The organism is Acinetobacter sp. AOR41_HL (genome assembly GCF_027854645.1).
GTDB lineage: Bacteria > Pseudomonadota > Gammaproteobacteria > Pseudomonadales > Moraxellaceae > Acinetobacter > Acinetobacter nosocomialis.
Map to the genome: position 1 here is coordinate 38,559 of NZ_JAKTHZ010000033.1, position 20,461 is coordinate 59,019.

Annotated in this window: 20 protein-coding genes; 4 read left to right on the forward strand and 16 right to left on the reverse strand. The window is 40.0% G+C overall.

What is annotated here, in order from left to right:
* Positions 1 to 76: 76 nt before the first annotated feature.
* From MKL35_RS13225 to MKL35_RS13260, 8 genes are all read right to left on the reverse strand, one after another.
* On the reverse strand, positions 77 to 781 hold the full coding sequence (locus tag MKL35_RS13225; RefSeq protein WP_106479813.1) for a hypothetical protein: 705 nt from the start codon (positions 779 to 781) through the stop codon (positions 77 to 79).
* 151 nt (positions 782 to 932) lie between these two features.
* Complete coding sequence (locus tag MKL35_RS13230) at positions 933 to 1,181, reverse strand: hypothetical protein (RefSeq protein ID WP_032010475.1); 249 nt, start codon at positions 1,179 to 1,181, stop codon at positions 933 to 935.
* A 7-nt stretch (positions 1,182 to 1,188) separates the two neighbouring features.
* Entirely contained in the window at positions 1,189 to 1,593 is a 405-nt protein-coding gene (locus MKL35_RS13235; protein WP_228132247.1) for a hypothetical protein, read from the reverse strand.
* 297 nt (positions 1,594 to 1,890) lie between these two features.
* Positions 1,891 to 3,285: a methylenetetrahydrofolate reductase C-terminal domain-containing protein gene (locus MKL35_RS13240; RefSeq protein WP_146134265.1), complete on the reverse strand. Its 1,395-nt coding sequence runs from the start codon at positions 3,283 to 3,285 to the stop codon at positions 1,891 to 1,893.
* A gap of 72 nt (positions 3,286 to 3,357) precedes the next feature.
* On the reverse strand, positions 3,358 to 4,125 hold the full coding sequence (ntrR, locus tag MKL35_RS13245) for an ADPR responsive transcriptional repressor NtrR (protein WP_032010481.1): 768 nt from the start codon (positions 4,123 to 4,125) through the stop codon (positions 3,358 to 3,360).
* 60 nt (positions 4,126 to 4,185) lie between these two features.
* Entirely contained in the window at positions 4,186 to 5,679 is a 1,494-nt protein-coding gene (locus MKL35_RS13250; RefSeq protein ID WP_032010483.1) for a nicotinate phosphoribosyltransferase, read from the reverse strand.
* 11 nt (positions 5,680 to 5,690) lie between these two features.
* The gene (locus tag MKL35_RS13255) at positions 5,691 to 6,575 is read right to left on the reverse strand and encodes a phosphoribosyltransferase family protein (protein ID WP_106479811.1); all 885 of its coding nucleotides are present in this window, start codon (positions 6,573 to 6,575) and stop codon (positions 5,691 to 5,693) included.
* A gap of 181 nt (positions 6,576 to 6,756) precedes the next feature.
* A complete protein-coding gene (locus MKL35_RS13260) occupies positions 6,757 to 7,566 on the reverse strand; it encodes a sulfite exporter TauE/SafE family protein (RefSeq protein WP_032010487.1) in 810 nt (269 codons plus the stop codon).
* Between the two features lie 98 nt (positions 7,567 to 7,664).
* On the opposite strand from MKL35_RS13260, the gene MKL35_RS13265 reads away from it, so the two are divergent.
* Positions 7,665 to 8,453: an AraC family transcriptional regulator gene (locus tag MKL35_RS13265; RefSeq protein ID WP_032010489.1), complete on the forward strand. Its 789-nt coding sequence runs from the start codon at positions 7,665 to 7,667 to the stop codon at positions 8,451 to 8,453.
* On the opposite strand, the gene MKL35_RS13270 is transcribed toward MKL35_RS13265, so the two are convergent.
* The 8 genes from MKL35_RS13270 to MKL35_RS13305 all read right to left on the reverse strand — a co-directional run bounded on the left by MKL35_RS13270 (position 8,448) and on the right by MKL35_RS13305 (position 16,393).
* Positions 8,448 to 8,936 (reverse strand): GNAT family N-acetyltransferase, encoded by a 489-nt coding sequence (locus MKL35_RS13270; RefSeq protein WP_270913852.1) that lies wholly within the window; start codon positions 8,934 to 8,936, stop codon positions 8,448 to 8,450. The two genes, MKL35_RS13265 and MKL35_RS13270, sit on opposite strands and share 6 nt — an antisense overlap.
* Before the next feature lie 2 nt (positions 8,937 to 8,938).
* The gene (locus MKL35_RS13275; RefSeq protein WP_270913853.1) at positions 8,939 to 9,703 is read right to left on the reverse strand and encodes an ABC transporter ATP-binding protein; all 765 of its coding nucleotides are present in this window, start codon (positions 9,701 to 9,703) and stop codon (positions 8,939 to 8,941) included.
* The gene (locus MKL35_RS13280; RefSeq protein WP_081404404.1) at positions 9,700 to 10,710 is read right to left on the reverse strand and encodes a FecCD family ABC transporter permease; all 1,011 of its coding nucleotides are present in this window, start codon (positions 10,708 to 10,710) and stop codon (positions 9,700 to 9,702) included. Before MKL35_RS13280 ends, MKL35_RS13275 begins: the two co-directional genes overlap by 4 nt.
* Before the next feature lie 2 nt (positions 10,711 to 10,712).
* Positions 10,713 to 11,732 (reverse strand): ABC transporter substrate-binding protein, encoded by a 1,020-nt coding sequence (locus tag MKL35_RS13285; protein ID WP_032010495.1) that lies wholly within the window; start codon positions 11,730 to 11,732, stop codon positions 10,713 to 10,715.
* Between the two features lie 261 nt (positions 11,733 to 11,993).
* Positions 11,994 to 12,866 (reverse strand): NAD(P)-dependent oxidoreductase, encoded by an 873-nt coding sequence (locus tag MKL35_RS13290; protein ID WP_032010496.1) that lies wholly within the window; start codon positions 12,864 to 12,866, stop codon positions 11,994 to 11,996.
* On the reverse strand, positions 12,866 to 14,242 hold the full coding sequence (locus MKL35_RS13295; RefSeq protein ID WP_032010498.1) for an MFS transporter: 1,377 nt from the start codon (positions 14,240 to 14,242) through the stop codon (positions 12,866 to 12,868). Before MKL35_RS13295 ends, MKL35_RS13290 begins: the two co-directional genes overlap by 1 nt.
* Positions 14,243 to 14,275: 33 nt before the next feature.
* A complete protein-coding gene (denD, locus tag MKL35_RS13300) occupies positions 14,276 to 15,247 on the reverse strand; it encodes a D-erythronate dehydrogenase (protein WP_002133608.1) in 972 nt (323 codons plus the stop codon).
* Positions 15,248 to 15,457: 210 nt separating this feature from the next.
* On the reverse strand, positions 15,458 to 16,393 hold the full coding sequence (locus tag MKL35_RS13305) for a LysR family transcriptional regulator (protein WP_032010500.1): 936 nt from the start codon (positions 16,391 to 16,393) through the stop codon (positions 15,458 to 15,460).
* 111 nt (positions 16,394 to 16,504) lie between these two features.
* Here MKL35_RS13305 and MKL35_RS13310 point away from each other — a divergent pair, with 111 nt between their 5' ends.
* The 3 genes from MKL35_RS13310 to MKL35_RS13320 all read left to right on the forward strand — a co-directional run.
* Positions 16,505 to 17,680: a fumarylacetoacetate hydrolase family protein gene (locus tag MKL35_RS13310; protein WP_032010501.1), complete on the forward strand. Its 1,176-nt coding sequence runs from the start codon at positions 16,505 to 16,507 to the stop codon at positions 17,678 to 17,680.
* Positions 17,681 to 17,767: 87 nt separating this feature from the next.
* Positions 17,768 to 19,555 carry an IlvD/Edd family dehydratase gene (locus MKL35_RS13315; RefSeq protein ID WP_032010504.1) on the forward strand — a complete coding sequence of 596 codons (1,788 nt, stop codon included), beginning with the start codon at positions 17,768 to 17,770 and terminating at the stop codon, positions 19,553 to 19,555.
* A 16-nt stretch (positions 19,556 to 19,571) separates the two neighbouring features.
* Positions 19,572 to 20,461 (forward strand): aldehyde dehydrogenase family protein (locus MKL35_RS13320; protein ID WP_270913857.1); only part of this gene is annotated, 890 nt, incomplete at its 3' end.

Here is a 20,461-nt window from a genome sequence, read left to right on the forward strand (position 1 = left end):
TAGAGTTTTTTTTTATAACACAAAACACAAAAGCTCACCACTGCAATGAGCCTTAATATAATTAAGGACATTTATATTAATGATCTATATCATTGTTACTTTTAAAAATAAACTTAACATCTTCACCAAGATTTATCGTATAAACCATGAAACATAGAGCTCTTAAAGCGTTTAACTTTGTACCGTAATTTTGATATTCAATAAGTCCATGTAAAATACCATGTCTATTCATTGAATAATTATCATTCGGGGTTGTTTTATCAGTATTAACTGAAATTGGTAATTCTTCGTAGCTTTTAGAACCAACAAATTTTTCGCTATGAAAAAACCTAATAAATATTGCTTTTGTTATATCTTGATTGGCTACTTGATTCACATACGGAATGAATTTACTTTTATTAGGTTCTACATTGATTTTACCTGAGAACATTCCTTTTGTTCCATAATCTCTAGCTATACCATCGGTTTGAGTCAGAAAAAGAGGTATGCATGCTATATAGTTTTCAGCTTCATACAATTTAAATGCTACTTCCATAACCTCCTTCCGCAAAGGAAATAACTCAAAACAATATTCTTTGATTTGATCATATTTATCTAATATCAACCTTTCCATAAATGCATCAATAGACTCATTTGAATCTTTTTCGACTCTACTGACAAATTTAATTGGATACCATCCGTAATCAAAAAGTTGGTCTTTCAGTGTGTGACTTTGAGATAAAACTTTAAGACTTTTCTCAAGCTTTTCAAGATATTTTTGTATATTTGAACTAATGCTCATATTTCAATTATTATCAAATTCACTAAGGTATCTTCATTCTAGCATGAGATATTTAAAAAAATTAAAGCTCGCATAAGCGAGCCTTCTAAATTGCCGATTTAAATGTAAAATCGCCATGTTATCACAAATATGACATATTGCGTCTAGACAGTCAACTCTCATTTAAATTATGGTTTTCAACCAATTTTAAAAGTACTAATCGGCCAACAATCTGAACTATAAGATCATTGGCTGTTTTAAAATCGATTCCTTCAAATGCTACTAGTGTTAATTCCAACTTGTTATTAATTACAGTTGTAATAATAGATATTTTGCCGACATAATCAGGGAAGTATTTTAAAACCTCATTCACTTTCTCCCGATTGATACCTTCATATAGTTTTACTTTGTATTTTTTCATTTGAGTCTCAATTTTGTTTTAATCTTTTATGATGCCCAGCTAAATAAAATCTAGCGCAACTTACCATAATAGCAGCTTGAGCTTTTGATTGGTTTGTTTCTTGAGCAACTTTACCTAATCCTTTATTTTCAACTTTATTTTTGATTAAACATATTAGTGCAAACTTCGTTGTAAAATCTGTTTTATCAGATTTTAAAAGACTTCGTAAAAGTGCTTGAATCTGATCTGCCTCATAATCGCTGATCTCACATCGAATGTAAGATTTACCTTTTGGAAGCTCTCTTTCTGCTTCACGCATCAACCAGTAAATTTGATTGATATGAAGACCATCAGGTAAATCCCCTCCTTTCATACGAACCGTTTCGCACCACGTGCCCAACTGCTCCAACCATCCATCAATTAAAGAGTGAATAAATTAAAATCAGATTAATAGAGAGCTAATTTAAGCGCTGCCTGTGCCGTTTTTTCCTGAAATGCAGAATAGATGAATCTTTTCAAAAAAGAGCATGTAAACAATAGTAATTTAAATTAATGAAGGATAATAAGGCTAGGCAGATGTATTAGATAGTCGGGCTTTTTAAACAATGAAACCCACTCATTGAGTGGGTTTTTTATTACTAACCGTTTTGCCTGAGGTGGTCTTGGAACTCTTGGTCGTGTATTTTGTCGTAATTAACCGGGTCATAAACACATCCAGTTAATACAAAACTTAAGCCTCAGTCGCTAAATACCAATTTTTCCAAGAACTGGTTCCCCTAGTTTCAATAGGTACAGTTGGAATGAGTTTTTCTTTTAATATTTCAGTTTGTTCAACCGCTTTTGCAAGTCTCGCTTTGACTGAATGAATACATTCACGGTCACCAAATTCGCAGCGGTCTAAAGTTGTTCCACCACAAGGACCATTGGCTAAACCTTTTGGACATGTTTCAGGGCAAATATATAAAGTGTCACCTAAACGGCACTGACCACAGCTTTCACAGCCTACTAGGCTATGTTTACTCAGTACTTCTGTTTTAAGTAAGAGTTTGACGATCAAAGCATTTTCCCAAAAAGATGCTTTAAAAATAAAACGTCCGACGCCTTTAGCAATTTTTGATCCAAACATTGCTTCATGCATAACATGTAACTGACGATATTTAATTAATTGTTTAGATGTTGGCTGACGCGAAAACCGAGTAATTTCAGGTGAGAACTCTTTGCCTGACGTGACTTGCCAAAGTGAATTCCAAAGCTCTTCTAAAACATTAAGCTCCAGATGTCTGTATTGCTCGACGTAGCTTTCAAGCAGCATTTGCTCTTCTGGCTTATGGCAGGCAGATAAGTGAATTCCAGCAAACCCTAAATGTTTACATATTAAAATCTGCAAAGCACAGCGCAAATAAACGCGGTCTGTATGCCCTATCTGTTTTTCATCTGCCAAGACTTTTAGCATGTGTGGAGTAATTACAATACCCGCGACTTTATGCTTCACCATAAAATTGGCTCGGCCCAAAGTCAGTGGCATAACACAAGCCAGTATTTGCTGCGAATAATTGTTTTTAGTTAAAAATGCTTTAGCTTGTTTTAAAGCTTCAATGTCATAGCCCAATTGGGTAATGATAAAGTCAGCGCCTGCTTTAATTTTCTTATGTAGTTTTAAATACTGTGCATCACGCTCAGCTTCAACATATTTAAATGGGTTAAAAGCCACCCCAATGCGAAACCCGCCATGTTGCTTGGCAGCCATTACGGCGTTTACCGACTCTAGGTATCGGCTACGAGGCTGTCCATCTCGACCATTATGATGCTCTTTAAGTTTGTCGCCTGTAAGCAATAACAAGTTTTGAATATTGGCTGTTTGAGCTTGCTCTAAAAAATGCTCAAAGTCTTGTATGTCTCGGGCCTTACCTGAAAAGTGTAAGACTTTCTCTATTGAGTCAGGGTAACTTTTACTGGCTTCAAGCGGCACAATATCATGATCTGAATGTACGCGATCTGCCAATGTCATTGCAGCCGGATATCCTGCAAACTCATGTTTCACAGGATAAATTTCATGCAGTGAAGTGAGGTACTCCACCAACACAAAAAACTGGTTTTGCTGGAAGCAGGGAGAAACGTGTGACATAGGCAAAGTGCTGATCAAAACATGACATCAATCATAAGCGCGGCATTATAAATCAAAGCGCATCAAGATGCGCTAGTCAGAAAGCTCATTGTTTTGCTTGTCTTCACCCTCTTTATTTCGAGGTAATTCAAGTGAGCGAGGAAATATAAAATCGAAAGAATCGAGTGCATACCGGTAAAGCTGAGCTGGTCGCTTACCCACAATTTTACTATGGTTGGTTTCTTCAACTGCACCCGCTTCTATCATACGGCGTCTAAACGCTTTTTTGTCTAAGGATTGCCCAAGAATAATTTCATAAATGGTCTGTAGCTCGGTCAGCGTAAATAACTCTGGCATGAGACTGGCTGGCAATGCGGTATAGCGGGTTTTATTGGTTAAACGCTCTAATGCCAACTTAAGCAATTCATTATGATCAAACGCCAATGCGAAATCTTGTGCTTTTGCTACAGGCACCCATTCGCTGTACTCAGCTAAGGCTTGATGTTGATAAGCATTAAAATCAATTAAAGCAAAATACAAAATCGTCACTGCCCAACCACGCGGGTCACGTTTGGCATTGCCCACAGAGGCAACTTGTTCCAAGTAAGGTGAAACAATCCCTGTTTTTTCGACCAGCTTACGATATGCGGTGGCCATCAAATCTTGATCGTGCTTTAAATCGGCAAAACCGCCCGGTAAAGCCCATTGGTCTTTGGCTGGAAAATTTGGCCGCTTAATGAGTAATACCTGTAACTGACCATTAAATACCGAGAAAATAGCCATATCGACCGTGAGTAAGGGTGCGTCATAATCTCGGCGATCATAACTGGCAAGGAATTCTTGTTCAGTTTGAATAGTCACGTTCAACCTCTCGATAAAAACGATGAGCCGATACACATGCAACGGCTCATCTAAACTCAGTTATGCGATGGATAAACGCTCACGTATTTGATCCAAAGTACACTCATATTGAAGTTTACCATTTTCAAAGACAGTTTTTAGTGCTCCACCTTGTTCTTGTTCGGTTGTTTGCTGATCAAACAAGGTAAAACCATTTTCACTTTCTTCGATGCGTAACAGACCTTTCGCAGATTTTTTTACGCCTGAGTCGGTAATCGGGTCTTTAAACAGCTCTCTGCCTACACCATTCACTTGTCCCCAAGTTGCTTTCACAGCAAACCCAAAAGTATCGCGAGTTAAGTAGTTATAGGTAAAGCTGCCTATACCAAACACCAAGTTGTTTGAAGCAAATCCTTTGGCTTCAAGTCCTTCTAAAATACGCTGTGCACGGTCTAGGGTAATGGAGTCGCCATAAATTAAACCAACACGTTCATTAAGCATTTTATAGCCTTGGTCTGTGGTTGTACCGCCAAACACTTCCCATAAACATTCAACTGCACCTTTATAAGCTGGGCTGCCAATTTCCGCGTCTGGATCACCACAAATAATTTTAACTGGGTCACCAGAGTCTGGACGGAAAACCAATTTAGCCAAACCTAAAGCATTGGGTTGTCGCGCCAGAATTTCAGATTTTAAAGCCACCGTAAATTCTGTAATGACTCGCCAAAAGTCCCAAGTATCAGACACAATACTGACAACACCAGACGGATAAAGCTCGCAAATTAAACGCTTAAATGTTTCTAGCTCACTGTTTTCTGTACCCATACACATCACACTGTGTTCGGTCGCTGGTACAGAAACCCCAATCACACCTGTTGCATTGTAATATTCTTCTGCGTAGTCAATTGAAGCAACCGAGTCTGTTCCAATAAAACTGGTTAAGTGCCCCACACCCGATTGTGCCGCATCATAAATTCCACTCATGCCACGGCTACTAAAATCGTGTCCTTGCACAGGTACAAAATCGAGTGGTGCGCCAGTTTTTACGGCATATTGCGTTAATAAACGTTTGTACTCGTAGGCAATCGTTGCTGTAGTGCAGCTTTTCCAAAGTTCAGCACTCAAAACTGTTTCAATATAGTTAGTTAGCCAAAAGAAACGCGGGTCGGTATTAATGACGGTGAGCACGGGTACACGCATATTGACGCGGCTACCTTCTGGCAAAGCTTTAATCCGTAAAGGTAAATAGCCCAAGTCATGTAATGCTTCAATGTGATCGACTGGTACAGCACCTTCACCTAATGAACTATCCATACGGCGTTTATATGCAGCTACCACTTTATCTTTAGGTTGCTTGAAAAAGCCTTCATTCCATGTATCGATTAAAAAGTGTTTAATAAAACCTTGAAGCCCAAAGAACACAACTTTATCGTCAAAGTCCGGTAGCATTTTAGCAAGTCGAGATGAACGCGGCGTAAAGTTTGCGTACACGTACTCTGTGCCTGCTGGATACTGACGTCTGTGATCAGCTTTATAAAAATCGATAGCGTTTAATGGATTAAGTTTAATCGTCATCTTTGTTCTCTTTATTCTGCTGCAAAAGCAATTACTGAAATTTTGTCTGATGGTTGTTGTGGAAAGCTGTCCGAGGTAAACAGTTGGTCAAGCAATCCATCAAAAACCTCTATTCCTTTACTAAAAATACCGTGTGTCACATATAGAACAACCTTATGGCAATTGAGGCGACGCAGTTCTTTGGCAATACCAATAAAGGTTGCACCGCCGTCACAAATGTCATCGGTAATGACCGCTGTTAGGCCCGATAAATCAGTCGCATGTACATGTGTACCCAAAATTTTGCCAGTCACTGGATCACGTTTTTTATCACACTGAACAATAGTGAGTGGTTGTTTGCGCTCGTGATTAAAAGCATCTGCAACCATTTGTGTACGTGCTTTTGCGCCTTTGTCTGGGCAAACCAGTACTGTTTTTTCATCTTTTAACAATGTACTTAGCGCTTCACTCTTTTCGATGATGTCGACTGAACTCACATTTACAACTTCACTAAAAGACGTATTGGCAGCAAGTAAGGCTGTAGTGACTTCACTATGACTGTCCCAAACAGTCACTTTGCCTTGTTTGCCTGCCTTTTTGTCTGCATTGATGTTGAGTAGCTTCGTCATCACATCAAGTGAGAATGCTTGGCCTACTGCACAAATACGGTCCTGACGTGCATATGGAAAATACGGAACTTCTAGGTCAATGGTTAAACCCTGAGTCAGCAATATATTTTCAAGTAGTAAATAGTCCATCACATCGTGACTTGAGACCATCTTTGCACGGATCAATACCTTGCCAGATAGTGAACCTAACGTTGTCTCATCAATCTGAACATGACGCTCGCCACCAGAAAACTGCGTGAATTTCACTGGAATTTCATTTCTTGCCGCATCTAAAAGCTGGATAGCCATATCATCCTCTTTTTGTCTGATGACCTTAGATAAATATATATTGGCACAAAGCCACTATATATTTCAAGTCTAATTTTCAAACTTTTTTCAAAGCCATTTAAGACATAAATTTTGCAGTTTTAGAGCATTTAGAGATTTGTTATTTAAGAAAAATTATTCTTCAATCAATTGAAATAAAAAATTAATTTACAAAAAGCATGACTATTAGAACTATTATTAAAAGTAGCGGATAGAACTTTGCACGCCATAAATCAGGTAGTTTTGAAATAAATTTTTCTGAAAAATATAGCCCGATCCATGTCCCTGCAACCAAGAATAAAGCGGCTTCAAACCAGATCAAACCGATAAATCCTTTAGGTACCCATGTAGATTGCCAAATTGACAATACACAGTAAGTAAACGTTGCAGTTAAAGACAGAGGCAGTGTGAGAATATTTGCAATCGCCGCGGCCTCTGCCATAGAACTACCCCGCCGCCGTAATAAAGGAACCGTCATTACACTTCCTCCAACACCTAAAAGTGCTGCAACCCAACCAATTATTCCGCCTTTAATCAGTTCACTGTTTTGACCATGGTTTTGCTTTTGTTTTGATGCAACCATAAAGCCTGGTCGGTAATAACAATCTAGAATGGTTATGAATACATAACCCATAAATATCCAGCGAAGCCAATTTCCATTAAATAATGAGGCCATTACTGCACCCACAATTCCCCCAAATGCGATACCACCCCATAAAAAATTGATCTTTTGCCAATCTATGTGTCCAGACCGATAGTGTCGAAAGGTTGCAAAACTTGCCGAACACAGCATGACAAAAGCGGACGTAGCAACGGCGATTTGCATGGCATGTATGCTAACACTATTTTCGTTGCTCCACTTTTGAATAATGACGGTGTAAAGCAAAGGCACAGCAACAAATCCGCCACCAAAACCAAATAACCAAGTGGTAACGCCTGAAAGTAGTCCAAATAAAAATAGCTCATATAGCATCATCATCTTCCTCACATTTATAGAGGTATGATATAAAATAGCTCTATGGCAAACTAACGTAAAAAAGCCATATTTTTATTTTTTTCAGCCAAAAATATATGCGTAATATTTCAATTAACGAGGTAGACCATCTACCACAAGCAGTTCTAGCGTTAGGGTCAGATTATCCTGCTGATACCTTATTAGATACGCATAGCCATCGCCGTGCACAGTTCTTATATGCACCCGAAGGTCTCATGAAAGTTGAAACTGAAGATGGTCAATGGCTCGTTTTACCATACAGCGGTGTATGGATACCCGCAGGCAAACCACATCGGGTATGGCTATCTAAAGTCAGTACATATAGTTTGTATATAGAAGTGAGTAATGCCCCAAGACAGGCAAACTATTGCGAGGTCGTGCAAGTTTCACCGTTAATGCATCAGTTGTTGATTCAGGCTAATCAATTGCCTATTGACTATCAACATTCAGGCCGTGACGGCGCTCTTATCGATTTATTGTTATATGAGTTAGAAGCTGCACCAGCCCTGCCTCTGTTTATTCCATTGCCTCACCACACATTATTATCTAAACAGTGTGCTGAGTTTATGGAGCATCCCGATATTCATAGCAGCCCTAAAGATTGGGCACATGATCACAATAAAAGTGAGCGAACATTTCACCGCTGGTTTAAGTCTGAAACTGGCTTGTCCTTTCAGGCTTGGCGTAATCGAGTCTGCATCATCTATGCTTTAAATGCCTTAAAAGAAAATATCTCAATTACGGAAATTGCCTTTAGTTTGGGCTATGAACACTCGGCAGCTTTTACAGGAATGTTTAGTAAAATTATGGGTTATCCGCCTACCCATTTTCAAAAAAGATTTCATGTGCATGATAAAACGCTATAAAGATTTACTCATGTGTATGGTGTCATAGGTATCGATCCATTCCCGTTGAATAACCTCAAAGCCTTGTAGAGCCCAAAATTCTTCAGCCGCCGGTAAAAATGGATGGGTATGCAAATACAAAGTAGTATTTGCATTGTTTTTGGCATGACTAAACAACATGTCACATAGCTGAGTCGCGATGCCCTTACGGCGGTATTCAGGCAATACAAACAACTTAACGACTTCTACCGTATTGGTCGGCAAATTTAAATCAAAACGATGGTCATACGCCCGATATGCAATGTTGCCAATAATACGGTTTTGATCTTTTACCGTAATAAAGCAGCCCAATGAGTCTTTAACATAGGACTGCCCAAAATTTTGTAAATCTTTAGGAATTTGCCCATGATAGATTTCTGGGAATAACAACTGTCTTGTATAAAGTGCAAACTCTACCGCAGACGCATAGTCTGATTTGTCTACTAACTGATAACGAAGCGTCATATTTACAGCCACGAATGATCAGGGATAACAATGGTTTTATCTTGAATCATGGCTTCATGAAACTCAACATCGTAGACACTTTTTAAAAACTTCGGATCGGTGATTCGAGTTTTTGACTCAGGCTTAACTACTTCGTGTTGGCGCATAAAGAACAAATGATCTGCAAATAAAAAAGCCAAGTTGGGATCATGCATAATCGCAATCACCGTAAAATTTTGCCGCGACAACTGACGCAACTTTTTCATTAAATAAGACTGGTAATAAACATCGAGATGATTGGTTGGCTCATCGAGCAAAATAACTTTTGGAGCTTGCACTAAAATACGGGCAATCATAACCAATTGCCGTTCGCCACCCGATAGCTCGGTATAAGGACGGTCACGCAAATGCTCGATGTCTAAATCAAGCAAAGCTTGGTCTACACGTTCCCAGTCTGATTTTGAAGGTCTATATCTGCTAAAAGCAGCACGCCCTGTAATCACCACATCTTTAACCAAAAATGGAAATAGGGTTTTATGAGACTGCGGTAAAAAACCGAGTAAGGCTGCCCGATCTTTCCCTTTAAAGTCCGATAGTGGTTTTCCAGAGTAACGAATCAAGCCATCATTTACAGGTTCTAGGCCCGCCATCAATTTAAAAAGTGTTGATTTACCACAACCATTACGCCCTAAAATCACTGAAAACTGATTTTCGGGAAACTCCAGATGAATATTTTTAAGAACCTGTTTGTGCCCATAGGCATAATTTAACTGATCAATTTGAATCATGCCCACTGAGTCCTCTGTGTTTTCATTAATAATAAGAAAAATGGCGCACCAAGTAACATGGTAAAAATGCCAATCGGGATTTCAAACGTCAGTAAAACCCGAGAAAAGTTATCAATCAACAGTAGAAAACTGCCACCTAACACCATATTGGCAGGAATACTGTAGCGGTGATCTGGTCCAACCAACATTCTGACAATATGTGGCATAAACAGCCCATATAAACTAATAATGCCCGCCGCAGCCACAGATGTGGAAGTACATACAGTTACTAGTACAATTAAAAGAAGCTGTTCCCACCTTGGGTTAACACCAACCGCCTGCGCTTCTTCAGCACCGAGTGCCATTAAGTTTAAACGCCAACGCATCGCAAATAATCCGGCAAGGCCAATACAGATTGGTAACACGGCGTATTGAACTTTTTGCCAAGACGCCTGATGTAAGTTGCCCATCGTCCATTGCACAATCGCTTGTAGTTTAAATGGATCACTTAAGTATTGAATAACGGTAAGTCCTGCCAAGAACAGTCCAGAAACAATCATGCCTGATAAAATTACCATGACTAAAGACGTCTGGCTTTCATGTTTCTGATGTGCAAATAAATAGGTTAAGGCAACAGCGCATACACCAAAAATAAAGGCAGATAGATTTGGCGAAAGCCAACTTAATGAAAGCGCTAAAGCTGCACCGAACGCGGCACCAGATGAAATACCGAGTACATACGAATCGACCAAGGGATTACGAAACAATGCTTGCAAGCCATTACCTGCAGTTGCTAATGCAGCTCCCACCATAAAGGTCAGTAAAATTCTGGGTAATCTGACATTGACCAGTATGTTTTGCATAAGTCTAAATTGTTCCGCATCAAAATATGGCGTATCAAAGACTGCTTGTACCCCCCACCGCAAATAGTCCCATGCACTCAATGTTTGCGTTGGCCCAATAAGCAGCGAGATAAAAATCATGAAGAAAGGTAACGGGTAAAACCAATAATATTTCAGCTTTTCCATATTCATGACACCAACGCTTTGGCAAGTTGCTCACCATACAACTTGGTTAAAATACGCTGTTGTAAACCACTTACAGGTAAGTCGGACTGTTCAGGATAAATACTGTGATTTAGATAAATCGCCGTAATAATAATTTTGATGGTGTGTGGGTTATATATAAATGCAGGACTCAAATTAAATACCTTTCGGTTTTGTACGGCGCTTAAACCTTGTAATTCTTTTCGTTCATAAATCAGTTTAGGATTGGTATTCCAAAGCACAATATTGTCAGGGTTCCATTCAATTAAAGTCTCGGGGTTGACGTTGGGCTGATTAGCAGCAGTCTGAACAATGTTGTAAGCACCAGCCAGCTCAATAAAATCATTGGTAATCGACTCCCGTCCTGAAGTAGAAAAAATTCGCCCTCCTGACCATGCATAGTAAATCGATTGTTTATTTGGCTGACGTGCAGTTTTGGCTGCGACTTCTGCCACAATTTCATCAGAGAAACTTAAAATTTCTTGAGCGCGCTTTTGGGCACCACTAAGAACGGCAATTTCGGATAGCTCTTCTTTCACCTGTTTATAGGTGCCTGACTCCATTACATATACAGCGATGCCAAATTGCCGTAACAGTTCAATCGTTTGGGTTTGCCCACTTCCCAAAATGACCAAATCTGGTTTTAGCAACACGAGACTTTCAATATTGGTTGCATTGGCTCCTTGCGAAGGAGCTGCAAGCTGCTTATTGGCGATACGTTGATCTATTTTTGAATAGGCATTAAATAATAAAGGTTGAATGTATACTTCGGCCGGTATACCAATCACTTTATGACCTTGCCCTAGCATATAGAGGCCATCTAAACCCGACTCAAACAGAGAAACGATTCTTTGCGCTGGTTTAGCTACACAGACTTTAGTATTTGTACTATCAAAAACACATATTGAATGGGAAGTTGAGTTTTCTTGAGTTTTTCTATTTTGCTCAGATGAAGAGCATCCGCATAGAATCAATAATGTGAGTATGGGAGCCAACAACCTCATGATGGCCCCAAATGCACAGACATAGTGCAAAATATAAAGATGTGTTTATTTAGTGCATTTTTCATGTAAAAAAAACACCATAAGTGAGCAAGACTATTTGAATGATCATTAATACGTTAGCAAATTAAAAGTTGTGAAGAAGATAATTATGATTAAGCAATAAAAATGCCAGCACTACAAATGAGTTTGAATATGCAGCAGAACGAATCTGCTGCTTTTTATAAATAAATTAAAATATACCGATCTTAAGTAAAGCAATAATTACACATGATTCATGCGTTCTAATTCACGAATTAAGCCAGAATGATCAAGCTCACCGTCTCCGGCAGCAAGCATATTTTCGAATAATTGGCTGACTTTTTGGGCAATAGGTAAATTCAACTCAAGCGATTTCGCATAGCTAACGGCTGTATGAATGTCTTTATGCTGGTTTCGAGCTGTACCTCCCGGTTTAAAATCTCGATTTAACATGCGTTCGCCATGCTGTTGCAAAATCGGAGAATCTGCAAAACCGCCTGTTAATGCTTGTTTTAGTTTTATCGGGTCTGCTCCTGCTTTACTGGCAAGCAATAAACCCTCACTCACGGTTGCAATGGTAGATGCGACTATCATTTGATTGACGAGTTTTGCCAACATTCCACAGCCAGCCTCTCCAACTAAAATTGGCCGCCCCATGGCAGATAGAACATGTTCAGCATGTGAAAATGTTTGAGCATCGCCACCTACCATAATCGCCAGACTTGCATTTTGAGCACCTTTTTCACCGCCAGAAACAGGTGCATCCAAATATCTAAGTCCGTTTTCTTTACATTTTTCACTTTGTGTTTTTGCAACTTCAACCGGTATTGAACTCATTACAATGACCGTGCTTTCAGGTTTTAGCTGTGAGATTGCACCACCTTCTTGAAATAAAATTTCATCACAGGTTTTTCCATCACTGAGCATACAAATCAGAAACTCTACATCTTTTCCGACTTGCTCAAGTTCACTACAAACATGTGCACCCGCTTCTTTTAAAATTTCTGCTTTAGATGAAGTTCGATTCCAGACCTTAACTTGATGACCAGCTTTTAATAAATTCATGGCCATTGGCATTCCCATAATACCAGTTCCAACAAAACCAATTTGAGCCATTATTTCATCTCCGTAGCAGGCCGCACTTTAAGTCGCTGTTGTTCTACTTTTAGGCTATCAGACTTTAACTTTGCCAAAAGCAGTAACCCCAAACCGCCCATGGCAACAAATCCTGCAATGGCAAGGAACGCTACTGTATAGGTGCCCGTGGTGGTATATAAATAGCCTGTTAAATATGGACCAGTAAAACCACTTAAATTACCTACAGAGTTAATTAAGCCAATACCGGCTGCAGCGCCCACTCCTGTTAGAGTCTGCCCAGGGATAGTCCAGAAGATATTAATCGCACTAAATACACCGATTGCGAGCAGAATAAAGCCCACAATAATTGCCCACGGTTGATTCACAATCAAAGCAATTGCGATTGCGAAAGCCGCCATAAGTGCAGCACAAGCACCGTGTTTATAACGTTCTTGTTTACGGTCAGAACGGCGGCTCCATAAAACCATTCCAACCGCCGCAAATGCATATGGAATAGCAGTGAGTAAGCCATTTTGGATAAGGCTGATTTGCATACCGAAGGTATTACGGAACGACTCTAAAACACTTGGTAAGAAGAAGAACATCGCATTTGAACCAGACGTAATTCCAAAATAAACAATTGCCATAATCCACACTAAAGGATTTTTAAACACTTGTTTAATGAGTTCACCTTTTGTTAAAGCAGCATCGGCAGATTGCTGTTTTTCTCGTTCTTCACGCTCTAGCGTATTCATGAGCCATTGACGCTGCTCACCTGTTAACCACTGTGCTTCTTTTGGGTTATTGGTTAAATATTTTAGGCAAACCAGTCCTAAAATAATGGAAGGAATCCCTTCTAAAATATACATCAAACGCCAGCCTTCATAGCCAATGGTATTACCCCATTGCATAAGACCGACCGAAATTGGTGCTCCGATAATTTGAGCAATTGGTAACCCTAAATAGAAGGTCGCGAAGACACGGGCACGATATTTAGCAGGAAACCATAAGGTTAAATAAAAAATAACCCCCGGAAAGAAACCCGCTTCTGCAATACCCAGTAAAAACCGTAAAATAATAAATTGAGTCCCACTATGGATAAATCCCATAAGTCCGGCAATAATTCCCCAAGTAATCATGATTCGGGCAATCCAGATCCGTGCACCAAACCGATGAAGTAAAACATTACTCGGTACTTCTGCAATAAAGTAACCCAAGAAAAATACACCCGCACCTAAGCCAAAAATAGTTTGGGTAATTCCAATTGCATCATTCATATGTAGCGCAGCAAAACCAATATTGGTTCTATCTAGAAAGGCCATAATGAATAAAATAATAAGAAACGGGATAATTCGACTCGAAATACGCTTAATTGTCTGCTCTTCGAGAGCAGTGACATTTTTGATATCTTCCATAATAACTCTCACATGAATTGGCGATCACTGCCATTAATTTTGGGTATCTTCTATATGTGCCTGAATGATGCTTTCAAAATTCTCATCTGCTTGGAAACCTAAAGATTCGGCATATTCGGCTTTCACTTGAACCGGCCAACTTTGAACAATCCTTTGAATCGTTTTATCTTCCTGCCACTGCACTAAATCAGTTGCTTGTTTACCGGCAACTTTTTCAAGAGCCTCAAGCATTTGCTTAACGGTAACGGTCAATCCAGGTAAGGGAATAATTCGGTTATCTTGGAGTGCCTCTGAAGAAATTGATGCAGCCTTAATCATTGACTCAACACAGCGTCGTGGTGAAGTAATGAAAACTGGAGTATCTGGCGGGACTGGACAAACTGCCGTTTCCCCTTTTAAAGGCTCGCGGATAATTGAACTAAAAAATGTAGATGCGGCTTTATTAGGCTTACCCGGACGAACCACAATCGTCGGTAATCTTAAAACACGGCCATCAATAAAGCCTTTACGTGAATAATCTGAAACGAGCAATTCTCCTACTGCTTTTTGCATACCATAAGAGGACTTTGGTGTAACCACCGTATCATCTGTCACAACTTCTGGTAATTGACCACCAAATACAGCGCAGCCACTCGCAAAAATGACTCGAGGCATTGTTTGTTTTTTTCTTAATTCTTCTAATAAATTTAAAAGGCCATAAAGGTTTACATCCATTCCCAAGTCAAAATCAGCCTCTGCTGCCGAACTCACCACAGCAGCCAAGTGCCAAACAACATCAATATTTTCTGTGATATTTGCGACTGTGGTTTTGTCGGTAATATCCCCTACAATCACCTCAATCTTAGGGTCTTGCGGTAAATCATCACCCGCAAATGCATCAAACAAAATAATTTTATCGATAGGCTTAGCTTGATTACCGTCTAAAGTTAGGCTTCCGGTTTTTAAAATCTCTTTGGCAATTTGCTTTCCAATAAAACCCGTGCCACCAGTAATTAACACATTCATACAGTGATCCTTTCCTAATTCTTATTCACTTAAAGATTTTTAATCATCATGAATTAAACGATAAGGAGTCCCTGTAATAATTTCCAATGAATAATTTCTAAATATTGATAACTTTTTAATATCAGTTTTATGATGAAACATTGACTAAATTAAGTAGGCTTTCTTTTAATTTAAAAGCCCCAAGTCTTCTATGTCTTGAAGCTAAGGGCTTTATTTACGTTTTGCATTTTTAAGTAAAATATTGATAAATGCTGCGGCTATATCAGATACCGGTTCATCTTTACGTGTCAAAATTCCATAATCTTGAGCATCTAAAATCAGGTCTGTTTCTAAAATCTGTAGTTGTCCTTCTTTCACCTGATCAATCACCATTGCTTCTGGCAACATGCCCACCATAGGTGCCCCTTTTAAGATCTGTAAAAAGGTCTGCATCGACATGGTATTTACCGTATTTAAAGGAATTTTGACTTTAGCTCGGGCGAATGCACCTTCCATACGCTCCCGAATGGGTGTGCCTTTAGGATAAAGTACCCACGGCCATTTTAATAATTCTTCTAATGTACAAAACTTTTTCTGGGCACATGGGTGCGCATTATTGACAACAATACAGAACGGCTCTGGGCCTAACGGCTGGAAATCGAAAGACTGGCTTTGCGTTACATCTGTAAAACGACCTATGGCTAAATCTAGAGTATGTTCACTCAACATTTCCATTAAATGGTCACTGGTCTGTTCAACAACATCAATAGAAAGTAGCGGCCATTGTTTCTTAATTTCGATAATTGAATTTGGAATTACCACTGCGGTTGCTGCAAATATTCCCCCTACTTTTAAAAACCCATGTCCACCCAATCGTAAAATCTCGATGTCTTCAACAAAATGTTTTGCGTCATTCAAAACACGCTGTGCATAACGAATGACATGTTCACCCAATGCCGTTACGGGCATATTTCGGGGCAGACGCTCAAAAACCTGAAACCCAAGAAGGCCCTCAATTTCCTTTAGCATTTTACTTACAGCAGGTTGACTTAAATTCATCTGCTCGGCAGCCAAGTGCATGTTATTGGTTCGAGCTAACGTCTCTAACAAAACCAAGTGCTTGAATTTAAGCCAGTTATTTAAACTTGAGTAAGTCAAATCTGCCATTTTTAAAATTCCTTTTCGATAACCAGTGGTTATTAATAATTAAATTATTACGATTGGTGTTTATTAAATAAGAAACATATCATGATTTCAAATAAAAGAAGGAAGCTTTAAATGAACTTTACGTTAAATTCCCAGAACTCATTACCAGATGATGCAACTCAAGGATGCTTAATTGGCCGTGCGTGGATTCCAAGTCAAATCTCGGGTCCATCACCTATTATTTTAAGAGGCAATCAAGTTTTTGATATTTCGGAAAAATTTCATACCATTTCCGAATTACTTGAAAACGCTGATCCTTTAAAAGCTTTATCTGAAATTGAAGGAAGACAAGTTGGTTCAATTGATGAGTTATTTGCCAATACTGTCGCCGAGCCAGATACCAACAAGGCATACTTTTTAGCCCCAATTGATTTACAAGTAATTAAAGCGGCAGGTGTTACCTTTGCTGCAAGTATGTTAGAACGTGTGATTGAAGAACAAGCTGGTGGCGATGCACAAAAAGCTCAATCGATTCGTGAAGTTGTACAAGGCGTAATCGGTGATAGTTTAAAAACAATCGAACCCGGTTCTGAAAAAGCGCTACAACTCAAAGAATATTTAATCGAACAAAAAATGTGGTCTCAATATCTTGAGGTGGGTATTGGTACAGATGCCGAGATTTTTACTAAAGCCCCTGTTTTAGCAGCTGTAGGCACAGGACAAAATATTGGTATTCATCCAAAGTCTGAATGGAATAATCCAGAGCCGGAAGTCGTATTAGTTGCCAATAGCCAAGGTAAAATTTTAGGCGCGACTTTAGGTAACGATGTGAATTTACGGGACTTTGAAGGCCGTAGTGCCTTACTGTTGAGTAAAGCGAAAGATAACAATGCATCTTGTGCGATTGGCCCATTTATTCGCCTTTTTGACCATACTTTTACTTTAAATGATATTCGTGCTTGCGATGTTGAACTGCAAATTCAAGGCAGCGATAACTTTGTGTTAAATGGGGTGAGTTCTATGTCGCAAATTAGCCGAGATCCTGAAGATTTAATTCAACAAACTCTCAATGAAAACCATCAATATCCAGACGGTTTTGTTTTGTTCTTAGGTACTTTATTTGCACCTACTCAAGATCGAGAACAAGCTGGGGCTGGCTTTACCCATAAAGTCGGAGATGTCGTCCGTATTCATTCACCTAAACTTGGTACTTTATACAACACGGTTATGACCAGTGACAAAGCAACACCGTGGAATTTTGGAATAAATGCTTTGATGCGTAATTTGAAGCAGCGTGAATTACTATAATTTTCACGTATTATCGATCGATTGAATTGCAAGATTCATCTCGTAAATAAACTAAATTTCAAAAAGTATGAGTGAAAGGATCAAAAAATGAATGATCAAAATAAACGGATTTTTTTACGTAGCCAAGAATGGTTTGATGATCCTGAACATGCCGACATGACCGCTTTATATGTTGAGCGTTACATGAATTATGGTTTGACCCGTGCCGAGTTACAATCAGGTCGCCCGATCATTGGAATTGCACAAACGGGGAGTGATTTGACCCCATGTAACCGTCATCACAAAGAACTTGCTGAACGCGTTAAAGCGGGTATTCGAGACGCAGGCGGTATTCCAATGGAATTCCCCGTCCACCCGATTGCAGAACAAACCCGTCGTCCAACTGCTGCACTTGACCGCAACTTAGCCTATTTAGGTTTGGTTGAAATCTTGCATGGTTATCCGCTTGATGGTGTAGTGCTGACCACTGGCTGTGATAAAACTACTCCTGCATGTTTAATGGCAGCAGCCACAACAGATATACCTGCAATTGTGTTGTCTGGTGGGCCAATGCTGGATGGTCATTTTAAAGGTGAGTTAATTGGTTCCGGCACTGTGCTTTGGCATGCGCGCAATTTACTTGCGACCGGTGAAATTGACTATGAAGGGTTCATGGAAATGACCACTTCTGCTTCACCTTCGGTCGGACACTGCAACACTATGGGTACAGCACTTTCCATGAATGCTTTGGCAGAAGCGTTGGGCATGTCTTTACCAACATGTGCAAGTATTCCGGCGCCGTATCGCGAACGTGGGCAAATGGCCTATATGACCGGCAAAAGAATATGTGAAATGGTTTTAGAAGACTTACGTCCTTCTAAAATTATGACCAAACAATCTTTTGAAAATGCCATAGCGGTAGCCTCAGCTTTAGGTGCATCGAGTAACTGCCCTCCTCACCTCATTGCAATTGCCCGTCATATGGGGATTGAGCTGAGTCTAGAAGACTGGCAACGTGTGGGTGAAAACATTCCGCTTATCGTGAACTGTATGCCGGCGGGTAAGTATTTGGGTGAAGGTTTTCACCGTGCCGGCGGTGTTCCTGCCGTTCTACACGAATTACAAAAAGCTGGTGTATTACACGAAGATTGTGCATCGGTTAGCGGTAAAACAATTGGGGAAATTGCCAAAAATGCAAAAACCTCAAATGCAGATGTCATTTTCCCTTATGATCAACCTCTTAAACATGGCGCCGGTTTTATTGTGCTCAGTGGCAACTTCTTTGACAGTGCCATTATGAAAATGTCTGTGGTGGGCGAAGCATTTAAAAAAACCTATTTATCAGATCCAAACAATGAAAATAGCTTCGAAGCACGAGCAATCGTTTTTGAAGGTCCCGAAGACTATCACGCACGTATCAATGACCCTGCCTTAAATATTGATGAACATTGTATTTTGGTTATTCGTGGCGCAGGTACAGTAGGTTATCCGGGTAGTGCTGAAGTCGTCAATATGGCTCCTCCAGCGGAGTTGATAAAAAAAGGGATTGACTCACTGCCTTGCTTAGGAGATGGCCGCCAAAGCGGAACTTCTGCCAGCCCATCTATTCTTAATATGTCACCCGAAGCGGCTGTAGGCGGTGGAATTGCCTTACTTAAAACCAATGACCGTTTGCGTATTGATTTAAATAAACGTTCTGTCAACGTGCTCATTTCTGACGAAGAGTTAGAACAACGCCGCCGTGAATGGAAACCGACGGTCTCTGCCTCTCAAACACCTTGGCAAGAAATGTATCGCAACATGGTAGGTCAATTATCGACTGGTGGTTGTTTGGAACCTGCAACTTTATATATGCGAGTCATAAACCAAGACAACCTTCCAAGACACTCTCATTAATTTCAGGATATTTGTTATGACCATTATCGGACACAACTTTATTGGCAGTTCACGTAGCGCACAAGGTACAACCTTATTAAAAAGCATTCATGCTAAGACAGGTGAGGCTTTGCCTTATGAGTTTCACCATGCAACCGAGCAAGAGGTTAATCAGGCCTGTGAAGCAGCCAGTCAAGCGTTTAGGACTTACCGTCATACGTCTCCTGAACAGCGTGCTGTTTTTCTAGAAAATATTGCCGATGAACTTGATGCATTGGGTACAGATTTTCTTGAAATCGTGTCACAGGAAACCGCTTTGCCACTTGCACGCTTACAAGGTGAACGTGCCCGTACCAGTGGACAAATGCGTTTATTTGCCAAAGTGTTGCGCCGTGGTGATTTTTTAGGTGCCCGTATTGATACTGCTTTACCTGAGCGTCAGCCTTTACCACGCCCAGACCTACGCCAGATTAAAATCGGTGTTGGCCCTGTTGCAGTCTTTGGAGCAAGTAACTTTCCTTTAGCATTCTCAACTGCGGGCGGTGACACTGCTTCGGCACTGGCAGCAGGTTGCTCTGTAGTGGTAAAAGCCCATAGTGGACATATGGCCACAGCAGATTTCGTAGCGCAGGCTATTGAACATGCTGTAGAAAAATCAAATATGCCTAAAGGTGTGTTTAACATGATCTATGGTAATGGCGTAGGTGAACCACTGGTTAAGCATCCTTTAATTCAGGGTGTAGGTTTTACGGGTTCATTGCGAGGTGGTCGTGCTTTATGTGACATGGCCGCAGCCCGTCCACAACCGATTCCTGTATTTGCTGAAATGAGCAGCATTAACCCGATGTTGATGTTGCCAGAAGCCTTAAAAAAACGTGGTGAAAAAATTGCACAGGACTTGGCAGATTCAGTGGTTTTAGGCTGTGG